Annotated in this window: 14 protein-coding genes; 4 read left to right on the top strand and 10 right to left on the bottom strand. The window is 73.4% G+C overall.

What is annotated here, in order from left to right; genetic code table 11:
* Positions 1 to 74: 74 nt before the first annotated feature.
* From hemB to OG218_RS17725, 6 genes are all read right to left on the bottom strand, one after another.
* Positions 75 to 1,052 carry a porphobilinogen synthase gene (hemB, locus tag OG218_RS17750; protein WP_328294559.1) on the bottom strand — a complete coding sequence of 326 codons (978 nt, stop codon included), beginning with the start codon at positions 1,050 to 1,052 and terminating at the stop codon, positions 75 to 77.
* An 18-nt stretch (positions 1,053 to 1,070) separates the two neighbouring features.
* Positions 1,071 to 2,864: a uroporphyrinogen-III synthase gene (locus OG218_RS17745; protein WP_328296257.1), complete on the bottom strand. Its 1,794-nt coding sequence runs from the start codon at positions 2,862 to 2,864 to the stop codon at positions 1,071 to 1,073.
* Positions 2,865 to 2,869: 5 nt separating this feature from the next.
* Entirely contained in the window at positions 2,870 to 3,865 is a 996-nt protein-coding gene (gene hemC, locus OG218_RS17740) for a hydroxymethylbilane synthase (RefSeq protein WP_328294558.1), read from the bottom strand.
* Positions 3,862 to 5,190: a glutamyl-tRNA reductase gene (locus tag OG218_RS17735; protein ID WP_442906401.1), complete on the bottom strand. Its 1,329-nt coding sequence runs from the start codon at positions 5,188 to 5,190 to the stop codon at positions 3,862 to 3,864. Before OG218_RS17735 ends, hemC begins: the two co-directional genes overlap by 4 nt.
* The gene (locus OG218_RS17730) at positions 5,191 to 5,901 is read right to left on the bottom strand and encodes a redox-sensing transcriptional repressor Rex (RefSeq protein WP_328294557.1); all 711 of its coding nucleotides are present in this window, start codon (positions 5,899 to 5,901) and stop codon (positions 5,191 to 5,193) included. It abuts the gene before it with no gap.
* A 216-nt stretch (positions 5,902 to 6,117) separates the two neighbouring features.
* Entirely contained in the window at positions 6,118 to 6,438 is a 321-nt protein-coding gene (locus tag OG218_RS17725; protein ID WP_328294556.1) for a glutaredoxin family protein, read from the bottom strand.
* Positions 6,439 to 6,479: 41 nt separating this feature from the next.
* On the opposite strand from OG218_RS17725, the gene OG218_RS17720 reads away from it, so the two are divergent.
* Positions 6,480 to 7,280 carry an HAD family hydrolase gene (locus OG218_RS17720; RefSeq protein ID WP_380158566.1) on the top strand — a complete coding sequence of 267 codons (801 nt, stop codon included), beginning with the start codon at positions 6,480 to 6,482 and terminating at the stop codon, positions 7,278 to 7,280.
* Positions 7,281 to 7,355: 75 nt separating this feature from the next.
* Complete coding sequence (locus OG218_RS17715) at positions 7,356 to 8,537, top strand: GH12 family glycosyl hydrolase domain-containing protein (RefSeq protein WP_328294554.1); 1,182 nt, start codon at positions 7,356 to 7,358, stop codon at positions 8,535 to 8,537.
* Between the two features lie 18 nt (positions 8,538 to 8,555).
* On the opposite strand, the gene OG218_RS17710 is transcribed toward OG218_RS17715, so the two are convergent.
* Positions 8,556 to 9,212 (bottom strand): class F sortase, encoded by a 657-nt coding sequence (locus OG218_RS17710; RefSeq protein WP_328294553.1) that lies wholly within the window; start codon positions 9,210 to 9,212, stop codon positions 8,556 to 8,558.
* Positions 9,209 to 10,087 (bottom strand): DUF4397 domain-containing protein, encoded by an 879-nt coding sequence (locus OG218_RS17705; protein ID WP_328294552.1) that lies wholly within the window; start codon positions 10,085 to 10,087, stop codon positions 9,209 to 9,211. Before OG218_RS17705 ends, OG218_RS17710 begins: the two co-directional genes overlap by 4 nt.
* Positions 10,088 to 10,529: 442 nt before the next feature.
* Between OG218_RS17705 and OG218_RS17700 the strand changes: the two genes are divergently transcribed.
* A complete protein-coding gene (locus OG218_RS17700) occupies positions 10,530 to 11,435 on the top strand; it encodes a glycosyltransferase family 2 protein (protein ID WP_442906400.1) in 906 nt (301 codons plus the stop codon).
* On the top strand, positions 11,432 to 12,700 hold the full coding sequence (locus OG218_RS17695) for a glycosyltransferase (RefSeq protein WP_328294550.1): 1,269 nt from the start codon (positions 11,432 to 11,434) through the stop codon (positions 12,698 to 12,700). Before OG218_RS17700 ends, OG218_RS17695 begins: the two co-directional genes overlap by 4 nt.
* A gap of 98 nt (positions 12,701 to 12,798) precedes the next feature.
* Here OG218_RS17695 and OG218_RS17690 read toward each other — a convergent pair whose 3' ends face one another.
* A complete protein-coding gene (locus OG218_RS17690; protein WP_328294549.1) occupies positions 12,799 to 14,007 on the bottom strand; it encodes a cellulase family glycosylhydrolase in 1,209 nt (402 codons plus the stop codon).
* Entirely contained in the window at positions 13,917 to 15,083 is a 1,167-nt protein-coding gene (locus OG218_RS17685) for a glycosyltransferase family 4 protein (RefSeq protein WP_328294548.1), read from the bottom strand. Before OG218_RS17685 ends, OG218_RS17690 begins: the two co-directional genes overlap by 91 nt.
* Between the last annotated feature and the right edge of the window lie 58 nt (positions 15,084 to 15,141).

Here is a 15,141-nt window from a genome sequence, read left to right as displayed (position 1 = left end):
CGCTCAGGTCCACCGTCCAAGGTGGGAACCTCGAACTCGCACGAAGACCGGACCCATCGGACGTTACCGACGACTCAGAGCCACTCCCGCGCCGCCTCGAGCGCCCAGTAGCTCAGCACGATCGACGCCCCGGCCCGCCGCAGCGCCAGCAGCGACTCCAGCGCCACCCGCTCGCGGTCCAGGGCACCGGCCCGCGCGGCGAACTCGACCATCGCGTACTCCCCCGACACCTGGTAGCTGGCGACGGGGACGTCGGAGACGTCGGCCACCGCGCGCAGCACGTCGAGGTAGGGCAGGCCGGGTTTCACCATGACCATGTCGGCGCCCTCGTCGAGGTCGAGGCGCACCTCGCGCAGCGCCTCGCTCACGTTGGCGGCCGGATCCTGCTGGTAGGTGCGGCGGTCGCCCTTCAGCTGGGAGTTCACGGCCTCGCGGAACGGGCCGTAGAAACCGCTGGCGTACTTCACGGCGTAGGCGAACAGGGAGACGTCCTCGAAACCGCTGCCGTCCAGGGCGTTGCGCAGGTACCCGATCTGGCCGTCCATCATCCCGCTGGGCCCCAGCACGTGGGCCCCGGCGGTGGACTGGGCCAGCGCCATCGACGCGTAGCGCTCCAGCGTCGCGTCGTTGTCCACCCGCCCCCGGGCGTCCAGGACCCCGCAGTGGCCGTGGTCGGTGAACTCGTCGAGGCAGAGGTCGGCCATGACCACGAGGTCGTCGCCGACGGCGTCGCGGACGTCGCGCAGGGCGACGTTGAGGATGCCGTCGGGGTCGTCGGCCCCGGACCCCACCGCGTCGAGCTCCTCCGGGACCCCGAACAGCATGATCCCGCCGAGACCGGCCGCGACGGCCTCCTTCGCCACCGCCACCAGGGACTCACGGGTGTGCTGCACGACCCCGGGCAGGGTGCGGATCGACTGCTCCTCGGTGATGCCCTCGCGGACGAACACCGGCAGCACGAGGTCCCCCGGGTGCAGGTGCACGTCCGTCACCAACCGGCGCATCGCCGGGGTGGAGCGGAGACGGCGGGGCCTGATCGGCAACTGCACCACGGGGGAACTCCTAGCTGGTCAGCGCGCCCGGCGGCGCGCGGAGGACTTCTTCTGGCTGGGCCGCAGCACCGGCTCGCCGGCCTCGGCGGCCGCCGCCCGCAGACCCTGACCGAAACCGGCCAGCGCCTCGACGAGAGCCTCCGCACTGGGCTCCGGCGCGAGGACGTCGACCCGCAGGCCGTGCTCCTCGGCGGTCTTCGCGGTGGCCGGGCCGATGCAGGCGACGATGGTCGACGGGTGCGGCTTCCCGGCGATCCCGACGAGGTTGCGGACCGTCGAGCTCGACGTGAACACGACGGCGTCGAACGCGCCGGTCTTGATCGCGTCGCGCACCGGGGCGGCGGGCGGCGCGGCGCGCACCGTCCGGTAGGCGGTGACGTCGTCGACCTCCCAGCCGTTCTCCACCAGACCCGCGACCAGGGTGTCGGTCGCGATGTCCGCACGCGGCAGGAACACCCGGTTGATCGGGTCGAGGACGTCGTCGTAGGGCGGCCAGGACTCCAGCAGCCCGGAGGCGGACTGCTCGTTCTCGGGCATGAGGTCGGGTTCGATCCCCCACTCGCGCAACGCGTCCGCCGTGACGCCACCGACGGCGGCGACCTTGAGGCCGGAGAACGCGCGGGCGTCGAGGCCGTACTCGGTGAACTTCTCCCGCACGGCCTTGACGGCGTTGACGGACGTGAAGCCGATCCACTCGTAGCGGCCGGTCACCAGGCCCTTGACCGCCTTCTCCATCTGCTGCGGGGTGCGCGGCGGCTCGACGGAGATGGTCGGCACGACCTCGGCGGTGGCGCCGTGCTCGGACAGCTTCGAGGTGACCCCGCCGGCCTGCTCCTTGGTGCGCGGCACCAGGACCCGCCAGCCGAAGAGCGGCTTCGTCTCGTACCAGCTGCCCTGCTCGCGCAGCGCGACGACGTCACCGACGACGGCCGTGGTCGGCGAGCCGTCGAGGGCCGCGGCGGCCCGCTGGAGGTCGCCCAGCGTCGTCGTGGTCGTCGACTGGGTCGTCGTCGTGCCGTGGGAGGTCAGGGCGACCGGCGTCGAGGCCGACCGGCCCGCCCCGAGCAGCCCCACCGCGGCGGCGGCGATGTCGTCACCGGTGCCTAGCACGATGACCGTGGCGTCCTTGTCGGCGTGCCGCGACCAGTCGAGCGAGCGACCCGTCGGGTGCACCACGTTGACGCTGGAGGTGTGGCTGGTGGTCATCGGCATCCCCGCGTAGGCCGGGACGGCGCTGACGGCGGAGACGCCCGGGACGACGTCGAAGGAGACCCCGTTCTTGCGGCAGGCCACGATCTCGTCGGCCAGCCCCGTGAAGGTGGACGGGTCCCCGTCCATCAGCCGCACGACGCGACCACCGGCCTTCGCGGCCTTCACGACGAGCTTGGCCCGCACGGCGCGGGTCAGCGGCTGACCGTCGTCACCGAAGCCGGCGTCCAGCACCTCGACCCCGTCGCGGCAGTAGCGGGCCGCGAGGTCCTCGCGGCTGGCCTGGTCGAGCACGACCACGTCGGCCGCGGCGAGCAGGTCGACGGCCCGCACGGTGAGCAGACCCGGGTCGCCGGGACCCGCGCCCACGAAGGAGACGTGCCCGAGCGCCCTCTCGGCCTTGCTGGCCTTGTCGGAGCTCGCACTCCGGCCGGTCCGGCCCGACCTGCCCGACTTCCTGGTGCTGGTCGACTCGGGGGCGTCGTGCCCCTTCTTGGCCACGGTCACCTCGGTGAGCAGGCTCACCTCGGGCGCGTCGGAGGTGACCTCGAGGGCCGCCTCCGGTGCCTGCGCCGGCTCGGCGACCAGGGGGCTGTTCGTCATCGTGCTCACGAGCCACTCTCCGGATCGGGACGTGGACCGTCGACCGGACGGTCCAGGGGGTGGTTCTCCTGGGCTCCGCCGCCCACGGCGACGGGGGTCTGTGCGAGCTCACGCTCGAGCAGGTCCGCGGCGACCTCGGCCCCGAGGCGGCGAGCCGCCCGGAGATCGGTCACCGACGAGAGGGGGACCGCCCGGCGACGGCGGACGAGGACCCCGGAAGGGTCCTCCGCCGCCACCTGCAGGACGAGGTCGTCGCCGACGGCGACGGCGTGGGCGCCGACCGGGGCCGAGCACCCGGCCTCCAGCGTGGCGAGCACCTGACGCTCGGCGGCCACGGCGAAGCGGACCGCGGGCACGTCGAGGGCGGCGAGCGCCTCGAGCACCTCGGTGTCCCCGTCGCGGCACTCCACGGCCAGCGCGCCCTGCCCGGGCGCGGGGACGAAGGTGTCGGGCGCGAAGAGTTCGCTCGCCTCGTCGAGGCGGCCGATGCGGGCCAGACCCGCGGCGGCGAGCACGACGGCGTCGAGCTCGCCGCTGGTGGCGTAGCCGATGCGGGTGTCGATGTTGCCGCGCACGGCGACGACGTCGAGGTCGGGGCGCAGCGCCAGCAGCAGGGCCCGCCGGCGCGGCGAGCCGGTGCCGACGCGGGCCCCGGCGGGGAGGTCGGCGAGGGTGCGTCCGGCGGCGACGAGGACGTCGCGGGGGTCCTCGCGCTCGGGGACGGCCCCCAGCGCGAGCCCGGCGGCGTCGGCCGTGGGCAGGTCCTTGAGGGAGTGCACGGCCAGGTCGACCTCGTCCGCGAGGAGCGCGTCGCGCAGCGCCGAGACGAAGACACCGGTGCCGCCGATCTGGGCCAGCGGGGCTCGGTTGACGTCGCCGTGGGTGGTGATCTCCACCAGCTCGACCTCGAACCCGTTGCGGCGCAGCGCGTCGGCGACCCATGTGCTCTGGGTCCGGGCGAGGGCGCTGCGGCGGGTGCCCAGGCGCAGTCGGCGGGTCACGAGACGTGGCTCACGGCGTCGGCGACCGTTCCGGACAGCGGCGCGTCACCGGGCAGGGCGCTCGGGTCCTGGGCGACCTCGAGGTCGAAGAGCGTCCGCAGCGCGGCGGCGTAGCCGACCCCGCCGGGGGCCTCGGCGAGCTCCTTCACCCGCACCGTGGGGGTGTGCAGCAGCTTCTCCACGATGCGGTGCACCGCGCGGTCGACCTCGGCGCGGGTCGTGGCGTCGAGCTCGACGCGGCTGCCGAGCCGGCGCATCTCGACCTCGACGACGTGGCGGGCCTGGGCCCGCAGCGCGACGACGGTCGGGGCGACGTCGGCGGCCCGCAGGTGGGCCGCGTGGGCGGCGACCTCCTCGGCGACGATGGCCCGCACCGAGCGCAGGTCCTCGGCGACGGCCGAGCTGGCGAGGTCGGCGCCGAGGCCCTCGAGGTCGACGAGGTGCGCCCCGCGCAGGGTCGCGACCTCCGGGTCGACGTCGCGGGGCAGGGCGAGGTCGGCCAGGAAGATCGGGCGTTCCGGGCGGTCGAGCAGGGCGCTGGCCACGGTCGCGACGTCCAGGACGTGCCCGACGGCCCCCGTGCAGCTGACGACGAGGTCGGCCGCGGCCACCTGCGCGCGCAGGTCGTCGAGCCCGACGGCGACCCCGCCGATCGCGGCGGCGAGGCGCTGGGCGCGGTCCGGGGTGCGGTTGGCGACGACGACGTCGAGGCCGGCCCGGGCCAGCGTCGTCGCGACGAGGGCGCTCATCGCGCCGGCGCCGACGACGAGGGCGCGCTTGCCGGGGAGGTCCCCGAGGACACCGGCGGCGCGGGTCGTCGTGGCGTCGACGAGCGAGGCGCCCGCGGCGTCCAGCCCGGTCTCGGAGTGGGCCCGCTTGCCGACCCGCAACGCGTTCTGCAGCAGCCGGTCCAGCGTCCCGCCGGCCAGTCCGCGCTGGTGCAGGTCGCGCAGGGCCAGACGCAGCTGACCGAGGATCTGGCTCTCGCCGACGGCCATCGAGTCCAGACCGCAGGCGACGCGGAAGAGGTGTTCGACGCCGGCGTCCTCGTAGTGGACGTAGAGCTGTTCGCCGAGCTCCTCGAACCCGAGGCCGATGCGGCGGCACAGGGCGTCACCGACGTCGGCGACCCCGCCGTGGAAGCGCGTCACGTCGCAGTACAGCTCGACGCGGTTGCAGGTGGAGAGGACGAAGGCCTCCTCCACGTGCGGGGACGCCAGCAGCGACTCGACGATCTGCTCGGCGGAGCCGGCCCCGGCGGCGGCGCGCTCGAGGACTTCCAGCGAGGCGGTGCGGTGGGAGAGGCCCACGACCATCAGCGCCACTCAGACCACCTCCCCGACGCGTTCGCCCGCGAGCGTCATCTCGAGGGTGGGGACGGGACTGGGAGCGGGGGTGGCGAAGCGCGCGGCCCGCCGCTGGGCGTGGAAGGCGAGGATCTGGAGCTCCGAGGCGAGGTCGACCTTGCGCACGTCGACGTCGGCGGGGACGCGCAGCACGGTGGGGGCGAAGTTCAGCACGCTCGTGACACCCGCGGCGACGAGCCGGTCGCAGACGACCTGCGCGTGCTCGACGGGGACGGCGAGGACTCCGATGGTGGGTTCCCCGGCGCGCAGCACCGAGGGCAGCTCGTCCAGCGGACGGACCGCGAGGCCGCTGACGACCTCGCCCACGACGTGGGGCCCGTCGTCGAAGAGTCCGACGACGCGGAACCCGCGGGAGGCGAAACCGCCGTAACCGGCGAGGGCGTGGCCCAGGTTGCCGATCCCGACGATGACGACGTTCCAGCTGGTCGTCTGCCCGAGGTGGTCGGCGATCTGGGCGTGGAGCTGCTCGACGTCGTAGCCGACGCCGCGGGTGCCGTAGCTGCCGAGGTGGGAGAGGTCCTTGCGCAGCTTGGCCGAACCGACGCCGACGGCCTCGGCCAGCGCCTCCGAGGACACCGTCCGCAGACCGGCCTCGGCGAGCGTCGACAGCGCCCGCAGGTACTGCGGCAGGCGCGCCACGGTCGCTTCGGGAACGTCGACCGTCCCCACCTCGTCCTCGTCCACAGCGGTCAGACCCGCACCCTCGTACGCGAAGCTCCCGGCCCCGGGAGGAACCCCGGAACCGCTGGTCGTGCGCCAGAAGACTAGGCTCTTGTGAAGCCTTGCACAAAGTCGTAACCGCCCGGCGTGACGAGCGCCACGTCGCTCTTGAGCTGGGACGACGCAGGAAGGGTTGCCTTCCTTCGGGAGCCGCTCAGTCGCCGCTCAGCGGCCGCGACGCCACCACCGCCGTCCCGCCAGCGCCTCGCGCAGACGGTGCTCGTCGAGGCGGCCGAAGTCGCGTTCGACCCCGTCCAGCAGCACGACGGGCACCTTGTCCGAGTAGCGCCGCAGCAGCTCCGCGTCGGCGTCGACGTCGACCTCGGTCCAGGTCGTCCCCGTCGCCGCCGCCACCGCCGCGACGACCCCGCGACCCTCGTCGCACAGGTGGCAGCCCACCCGCGAGACGAGCACCAGTCGCGCCTCCTGCCGTGCCCCCTGCTGCGACTCCTGCTGTGACCGCTGCTGTGACTCCGGGTTGCCCACCACTCACTCCTGACCGCTCCTGCGCCGACGACGGGCCTACGATGCCGAACGTGCCTGCCGCCGACGCGTCCACCCCGCTGGTCGACGCACGCGTGGTGCAGGCGGCCTTCTTCGACCTCGACAACACCATGGTGCGGGGCGCGTCGCTGTTCTACTTCGCCCGCGGCCTGGCCGCGCGGGGGTTCTTCTCCCGCCGCGAGGTGCAGCGCTTCGCCCGCCGCGCGCTGCACTACGCGGTGCGCGGCGAGAACCTCGGCCACCTCGTCGAGATCCGCGACCTCGCCCTGGCCTTCGTCGCCGGTCACGAGACCGCGACCATCCGCCGGATCGGCGAGGACGTCTACGAGGAGCACGTCGAGTCCAAGGTCCGCCTGGGTACCCAGGAACTCGCCCGCCGCCACCTCGCCGCGGGAGCACCGGTGTGGCTGGTCACGGCCGCCCCCGTCGAGATGGCCGAGGTGATCGCCCGCCGCCTGGGGCTGACCGGTGCGCTCGGTACCGTCGCCGAGTCCGTGGCGGGCGTCTACACCGGCAGGCTCGTCGGCGAACCGCTGCACGGTCAGGCCAAGGCCGACGCCGTGCGCGCCCTGGCCGCCTCCGCCGGGTTCGACCTGGCCCGCTGCGCGGCCTACTCCGACTCCGCCAACGACCTGCCGCTGCTCTCCCTGGTCGGCTCCCCCGTCGTCGTCAACCCGGACCGGACGCTGCGCCGGCACGCCGCCACGCACGGGTGGCCCGTGCACGAGTTCCGCCAGTGGCGCCACGCCGTGCGCTGGAGCGCCCGCGTCGGTGCCGTCGGGGTCGGCACGCTCGCCGTCGTCTCCCTGCTCCGCCGCCGCTGACCCGAGGTTCGGAGTGTGACGCAGGTCACGCCGTGGTGGGCTCAAGGTCCCCCGGTCGGGGACCGAGGAGTCCGCGTGACCCCACTCCGCGCACGCGCCGTGAAGGTCGCCGTCGCGACCGCCGTGACCGCCCTCGCCGCCGGTTCCGCCGCCCTGGTCGCCACCCTCGACACCCCGTCGGCCTCCGCCGCGACCGTCCTGTGCGACACCTACGCCAAGACCACGACGGCCGACGGGCGCTACACGATCCAGAACAACCGCTGGGGCACCTCGGCCCAGCAGTGCATCGAACCCAGCGCCACCGGCTTCGCGGTCACCACCGCCGACGGCTCCACCTCGACCTCGGGCGCCCCCAAGAGCTACCCGTCGATCTACTGGGGATGCCACTACGCGGTCTGCACGCCCGGTTTCGACCCCGTCCTGGCCTCCAGCCCGGCGTTCCCGACCCTGCGCACGAACGTCTCGATGACCTACCCCACGACGGGCGAGTGGGACGCGGGCTACGACCTGTGGTTCGACCCGACCGCCCGCCGCGACGGGCAGAACACCGGCGCCGAGGTCATGGTCTGGGCGAACCACGCCGGTCGCCCGCAACCCATCGGCGCCAAGGTGGGCACCGTGGCGCTCGCCGGCACCACCTGGGACGTCTGGTTCGGCAACACCGGCTGGAACGTCGTCTCCTACGTCCGCACGACCGGTACGGCCTCCCTCGACTTCGCGCTGAGCACCTTCTACGACGACGCCGTGCAGCGCGGCTACGCGCAGCGCTCCTGGTACCTCACGAGCGTCCAGGCCGGCTTCGAGCCGTGGGTCGGCGGCGCCGGGCTCGCCGTCACGGACTTCTCCGCCGGACCCGCGGGCGGCGCCCCCGCGTCCACCGCCTCGACCCCGGTGACGCCGAAGCCCTCCGCCACCCCGACGCCCGCGGTGACCCGCTCCACCCGTCCGGTCTCCGGGCGCCCGGTCTGCAGCGCCACGGCGCGCACCGAGAACGCCTGGAACTCCGGCGCCGTGCAGACGGTCACCGTCGCCAACGGCCCGACCGGGCGCACCGACTGGTCGACGGCCGTCACGCTGCCCGCCGGCGCCACCGTCACGAACCTCTGGAACGGCACCTGGACCCAGTCCGGGCGCACGCTGAGCGTCCACAACGCGAGCTGGAACGGGACGCTCGCCGCGGGCGCCACGACGAGCTACGGCTACCAGCTGGCGAGCTCCACCAGCCCCGCGACGCCGACCGCGCTCAGCTGCAGCTGACCGGTCCGGACCAGGCGCTCACGAGGCGAAGACGACCACGTTGTCCCGGTAGTGACCGACGCTGCGGTCGAAGGACCCGCCGCAGGTGATGAGCCGCAGGACCGGGCCCGGGGCGGGGCCGTAGACGGCCGCCGTGGGGAACTGGTCCTTCGGGTACTGCTCGACCCCGTCGACGGAGAACGACCGCCGCTGCCCGTCGGTCCCGGTGACGACGACCTCGTCGCCGGGACCGAGGTCACGCAGCCGGAAGAAGGGCGCCGGACCGCTGGTGCTGTCCACGTGCCCCGCGATGATCGCCGGGCCCGTGGCCCCGGGGGCGGCGCTCCCCGTGAACCACCCGACCTGCTGGTAGTCGGCCGGGACCTCCAGCGAACCGTCCGGGTTCACGCCCAGCCGGATCAGCGGGACGTCCACCCCCACGGCGGGGACCTCGAGGTGCACCGGGACCTCACCGGCCACGACGGCGCGCCCGGGGTCACCGACCGCGGGCAGGGGACCCCCGGCGGCCGCGGACGGGGCGGTCGAAGGGGTCGGCGAGGCCGGCTCCGTGGACGGCTCCGCCGGACGCGTGGGACTCGTCGGGACGGGAGCAGCCGACCCCCCGGAACAGCCTGCAGCCCAGAGGGTCACGGGCAGCAGCAGGAGGGACCGTCGACGCAGGACGCGGCCGGTCACGACGAGCGCGTGGTCCTCGCGCGACGCACGGCGAGCACGCCGAGCCCCCCGAGCACGGTCATCGCGAGGATCCACGGGCCGGGCGAGGACTCGGTGTCGAGGCCACCGGCCGTGCCACCGCCGCCGGTCTGCGCGCCACCCACGGGCATCGTCGCCGCGCCCGCGGCGTCGGTCACGACCTGCACGCCGAGGCCGCCGGTCCCGTCGACGACCGCGAGGGTGTAGACGCCGCCCGCGGTCAGGTCGACCTTCGTGGTGGCCGGCGCGACACCGTTCGCGACCGCCTGCAGGGTCCAGGTCCCGGCGGGGACGCTGGTGTAGCTGGTCGGCTGACCGAACACGGCGTCCTGGGCGATGACCGGCCCGTCGACGGCACTCACCGTCACCTGGGCCGCGGTCGAGGCCGCCGGCAGCAACCGGACGTTGACCGTCCCGGGCGCGGGCGGGGTCAGGTCGTCCTGCAGGGTCGCCAGCCGGGGCGAGGCGAGGGAGCCCAGGCCCGCGAGGGTGTAGGCGGCGCCGGCCTTGGCGGTGAGGGTGCTGGAGAGGACCGGGGACGAGGTCGGCGCGGCGCCGGCCGGGCGCAGCTCCACGGTGTAGTCGCCGGGTGCGAGCCGCTGGTAGGGCGCGACGTCGCCGTAGCCGGCGTCGGCGGCCAGGACCACGGTGTCGCCCCCGGCGGTGGGCCGGGCGCTGACCTGCATCGCCTCGAGACCCGGGACCAGGTGGGCGGCGCGCACCCAGGCGTCACCGGGGACGACGGCCGCGGCGGCTCCCCGCGCGGACAGCAGGACCACCAGGAGGACGGCCAGCACCACGCCGATCACCGTCGACACGCGGCCTTGCGGGTGGACACGGCGGGAACGGACCAGCACGGGGGACTCCTCGGGACGTGGACGGGGGCGGTCGCAGAGGCCGACTGCACCTGACCCCGCACCGCAGACGCGATCAGAGGACCACGCCGGGCCCTCAGTCTGCGGCAGGGACGGACCTCGCGCACGCACCGGGCGCCTTCCGCCGTCGATGTCACGGTAAGTACAGCACTAGTGACTACGTGATGGACCGAGCGGTGTGCAAACGCCTCGAATCTCACTCCCTGTCAATCAGACATGACGTAGAGAAGTTCTTTCGGAGCACACCCATCTGTTCGGGTGACGGGCCCGAACACCTCTCAGCCGCAGGACCTAGGTTTCGTCGAAAGGCCGACCTCGGCCCGGGAACCTCGACGACGCGGGTCCACTCAACTGCACGAGAAAGGTCTCACCGATGGTTGGCACGCCCGTAGAACGTCCGGCGCACCCGAAGGTCACGATCGTGGTGCCCGCGTGGAACGAAGCGCGCAACCTCGAGATCGTCCTGCCCGGCCTGCCGAAGGTGCACGAGGTGATCGTCGTCGACGGTCACTCCACCGACGGGACGGCCGAGGTCGTGGCCCGGGTGCTGCCCGAGGCGAAGTTCCTGCAGCAGACCCGACGGGGCAAGGGCAACGCCCTGGCCGTGGGTTTCGAGGCGGCCACCGGTGACGTCATCGTCATGTTCGACGCCGACGGCTCCGCCGACGCCGCCGAGATCTCCGACTTCGTGGCCGCGCTCGTCGCCGGTGCCGACTTCGCCAAGGGCAGCCGCGTCCTCGCCGCCGGCGGCAGCGACGACATCACCCTCGTGCGCGACACCGGCAACCGGATGCTGACGCTGTTCACCAACGTGCTGTTCCGCACCAAGTACACGGACCTCTGCTACGGCTACAACGCCTTCTGGCGCGACGTCCTCCAGCACCTCGCCATCCCGTCCTCGCGCTACGACACCGCGCAGTGGGGTGACGGCTTCGAGATCGAGACCCTCATCAACTGCCGGGTCGCCGCCGCCGACCTGCAGATCCACGAGGTGCCCAGCGTGGAACTGCGCCGCATCCACGGCGAGAGCAACCTGCACGCCGTGCGCGACGGCCTGCGGGTGCTGCGCACGATCCTCACCGAACGCTTCCAGCGCGGGCGCTCCACCACCCCCACCCCCAGCGCGGAACTCCTCACCCACGCCCACGCCGACGCGGAGCACACCCTCGCGAACGAGCAGGCCCAGGACGCGGCGCTGCTGGACTCCCCCCTGGCCCGGGTCATCGACCTGCGCCCGACCGACCGCCAGCCGTCGGTCCCCCAGCAGGGGACCGAGCCGGGTCGTCGCGAACTCCACCCGACCGAGCAGGACGCGCGGGAGAACGCATGAGGTCCGTCCCCGAGGCGCGCACCTCCGGGACGTCCCGTCCCACCCGCGTCCTGGTCGTCGGTTCGGGCTGGCGGTTCACCTCCGGGATCAGCTACTACACCTGCCGCCTCGCGAACGCCTTCGCCGAACGCACCACGACGAGCGTCGTCCTGATGCGTCGCCTGGTGCCGCGGTTCCTCTACCCCGGACGCTCGCGGGTGGGTTCCGTCGTGAACGACGTCGACTACTCCCCCGACATCGACGTCTACGACGGCGTCGACTGGTACTGGGGACGCAGCGCCCGGGGGGTGTCGGGTTTCCTCGACCGCACCCGCCCCGACGTCGTCGTCCTGCAGTGGTGGACCGGCGCGGTGCTGCACTCCTACCTGCTCCTCGCGCGGGCGTTGCACCGCCGCGGGGCCAAGGTCGTCATCGAGTGGCACGAGGTCCAGGACACCGGGGAAGCCCGGGTCCCCGGTGTGGTCCGCTACGTGCGGTCGGCGATGAAGGCGCTGCTGCGCCGGGTCGACGCGCACGTCGTCCACTCCGAGTACGACTCCGAACTCCTGCAGGGGGCCTACGGCCTCGACCCGCGTCAGATCACGGTCATCCCGCACGGGCCGTACGACCACGTCCTCGACGCCACCGCGGTGCGCAGCGAGAACGCCACCGGCGACGCCCCGCTCCGCCTGTTGTTCTTCGGGACGATCCGTCCGTACAAGGGGCTCGAAGACCTCGTCGAGGCGTTCTCCTCGCTGCCCCGGGAACTGGCGGAGAAGTTCCGGCTGACCATCGTCGGGGAGACGTGGGAAGGGTGGACGGCACCGCTGGACGCCGTGCGGGACAGCCCGAACGGCGACCGCATCGACCTCGTCAACCGCTACGTCACCGACGCCGAGGTCCGCACCCACTTCGCCGCGGCCGACGCCGTGGTGCTCCCCTACCGCCGTTCGTCGTCCTCCGGGCCGCTGCAGATGGCGATGAGCGCCGGACTGCCGACCGTGGTGACCTCCGTCGGCGGTCTCGTCGAGGCCGCCCGCGACTACGAGGGTGCCGTGTTCGTGCCCCCGGCCGCGCCCGCGGAACTCGCCGCCGCGCTGCGGGGACTCCTGGAACGCCGGGGCGAGCGCTACGCCGACCCGCACTCCTGGGACACCTCGGTCACCCGCTTCGCCCGGGTCTTCGCGAGCCTCGGGGTTCCCGGCTCCGTCGCGGGCCCCCGCGCCGCGTCGACCGAAACCCGGGCACCGCGGCACGACGACGCCCGCCGCGATGTCGTGGCCTGAGCGATCCTCCCGCCCAGGACCCACCGGAACCGCCGACGACCCGTCGCCCCCGAGAACTCGGGGCCGACGGGTTCTTCCGCGTTCCCGGGGAGAAACCCTCAGGACGTCTCCGACACCTGCGAACCCAGTCGCCGGGTGACGTCGAACAACAGGTCGTCGTCGGAACGCACGACGTCGTAACCGTCGGTCTGACCGGTGCCGTAGTGCCACACCAGGTACCCGGACGCACCGGCGTCGAACGCGGCCTGCGCCTTCGCCCGGACCAGTTCCGCCCGTCGACCCCGCCCGGCCGCGTCCGAGGCGGAGATCCCTACCTCGCCGACGACGAGGGGTTTCTGGATCTGGGCGGCGATGGCGAACGAGCACGCGATCGGCGCGGTCGTGGAACGGCAGGTCTGCGAACCGACCGCCGGCAGGCTGCCGTCGGCCTCGGCCCCCGGCATGGCCTCGGTGTCGGACCCGTAGCGGGCCCAGTCGTGCACCTCCACGAAGTCCAGGTCGGTCTGGTTGTAGACCGCGAGGAAGTCCGCACCGCTGCCCCCCGGGGCACCGTTGCCCTGGGTTCCCAGGGTGACGAGGTGGTTCGGGTCGACGGAGTGGACCAGGCCCGCGACGTCACCGGCGAAACTCACGAGGACCGACCGTCCCTGGTCGTCGCGGGCCGGGGTCTCGGCCTCGTTGACCAGCATCCAGGCCATCACCACGGGTTCGTCGCGGTAGTGCTCCGTGATGGCTCTGACGTAGTCCCGGTAGGAGATCCGCGCGCTGCCGTACGGTTTCCGGTACCCCTGGCTGAACCAGGTCCCGCCGTCGGCCTCCGCGAGGGAGACACCCGGTTCGCCTGTGCTGCAGTCCCCCGGCCCGTCCTCGAGGACCGGGATCAACCGGATCCCGGTCGCCCGCGCGGCGTCCACGACGCGGTCGACGGCGCTGAAGTCACGACCACCGTCGGTGTAGGTCTGGTACGCCCAGAACCGGACGACGGTGACCCCCGCGTGGTCGTGCAGCCAGCGGAAGTGGTCCTCGAGGTCCTCGGGGGGGATGCGCGACGCCGGGCGGCAGGAGTACCGGTCGCTGGCGGCCGCGTCGTAGAGGTTGAAACCCACGAACCGGAAGGGTTTCCCGTCGACGGTGAACTGCCGCCCGTCGCGTTCCACGAAGTCGTCGGCCGCACCGGAACAGGACGTCAGCCCCGCCCCGACCAGCGTCAGCAGGGTCAGCGCGGCGAGCGGTCCGGTCCACGACCGGTTCCGGTGCGGACCAGCTCGTCGAGAACGGGGGCCATGCGGTCGACGACGCGTTGCCACGTGAACTCCTCCCGAACCCGCAGACGCGCCGTGGCAGCCATCGACGAGCTGTGCGCGGGATCGGCCAAGGATCGCACGAGTGCGGCCGCCAGACCCGCCGGGTCGTTCGCGGCGACGACGTGTCCCTCCACCTGGTCCCGCACGACGTCGGGGATCCCGCACGACGCGGTGGTGACCAGCGGAACCCCGCGGGCCATCGCCTCCAGCAGCACCAACGGGAACGGGTCGAAGACGGAGGGCAGCACGAACACGTCGGCCTGGGCGTAGAGGCGGGCGATGTGCTCCCGGTCGTGAACCCTCCCCAGGACCTCCACACCCGGCTGGGCGGGAACCTCCGGGCGCGTCCCGACCAGGCGCAGCGTCGCGCCGGGGAAACGTGCGCGGACCTGCGCGAAGGCGGTCAGCAGGTCGTGACCCCCCTTGCGGGCGAAGTCGTTGCCGATGAACAGCAGGTTCGGGGCGTGGCCCGGCGAGGTTCCGCGGTGGGCGACGTGCTCGGGCAGACCCCCGTTCGCCCCGGCCCCCACGACGCTGACCCGGGCGGGGTCCACGCCGTACTCGTCGACCAGCGAGTCCCTCGTCGCGGTGCTGAACGAGAAGACGTGCCGGGCGGCGCGGTAGGCGGCGGTCTCCTGGGCGTACCAGCGTTCCAGCGCCCTCCCCCGCAGGGGGTTCCACGCCGGCCACGAGGCCGCCGACTGCCGGTGCGTGCAGTCGACGTAGAGCAGGCTGCCGCCACCCCCGGTGACGTCGAAGAGGGCGTGCACCTGGAAGACGGGGGCCTGCGGATCCGGCGAGCGCCGGCGCAGGAGTTCCGCGTTGCGCGAGCGCAGCGCGTAGCCGAGGCCGCTCTTGAAGAAGTGCTCGGCCCACCGCACGCGGGAGGGGCGGAACGTCGTCGCCGCGACGGCCACCCGTTGCCACCGGGACAGGTCGGTGTCGAGGACCCCGGCCACGGGGTAGCGCCGCTGGAGTTCCTCGAAGAGGAAGGGCGTCAACGCGTCCCCCCGCGAAGCGAGCAGCAACCCTCCGGAACCGGACGGACGGGCCGGAGTCCGGGATGGTTCCAGGAGCATTCGGGGAACTTCTGCCTCTCGAGGTCGAGGGCGGACCGATCGGCGAACGGTCCGGGCC

The sequence above is a fragment of the Kineococcus sp. NBC_00420 genome, assembly GCF_036021035.1.
Lineage (GTDB): Bacteria > Actinomycetota > Actinomycetes > Actinomycetales > Kineococcaceae > Kineococcus.
The sequence above is the reverse complement of the archived record's forward strand: the minus strand, read 5'-3'. Positions and strand labels throughout refer to the sequence as shown.

Coding starts and splice junctions, on each gene's coding strand:
- OG218_RS17695 (WP_328294550.1), top strand. CDS start 11,432: ATGAGGTCCGTCCCCGAGGCGCGCACCTCCGGGACGTCCCGTCCCACC.
- OG218_RS17720 (WP_380158566.1), top strand. CDS start 6,480: ATGCCGAACGTGCCTGCCGCCGACGCGTCCACCCCGCTGGTCGACGCA.
- OG218_RS17745 (WP_328296257.1), bottom strand. CDS start 2,864: ATGACGAACAGCCCCCTGGTCGCCGAGCCGGCGCAGGCACCGGAGGCG.
- OG218_RS17685 (WP_328294548.1), bottom strand. CDS start 15,083: ATGCTCCTGGAACCATCCCGGACTCCGGCCCGTCCGTCCGGTTCCGGA.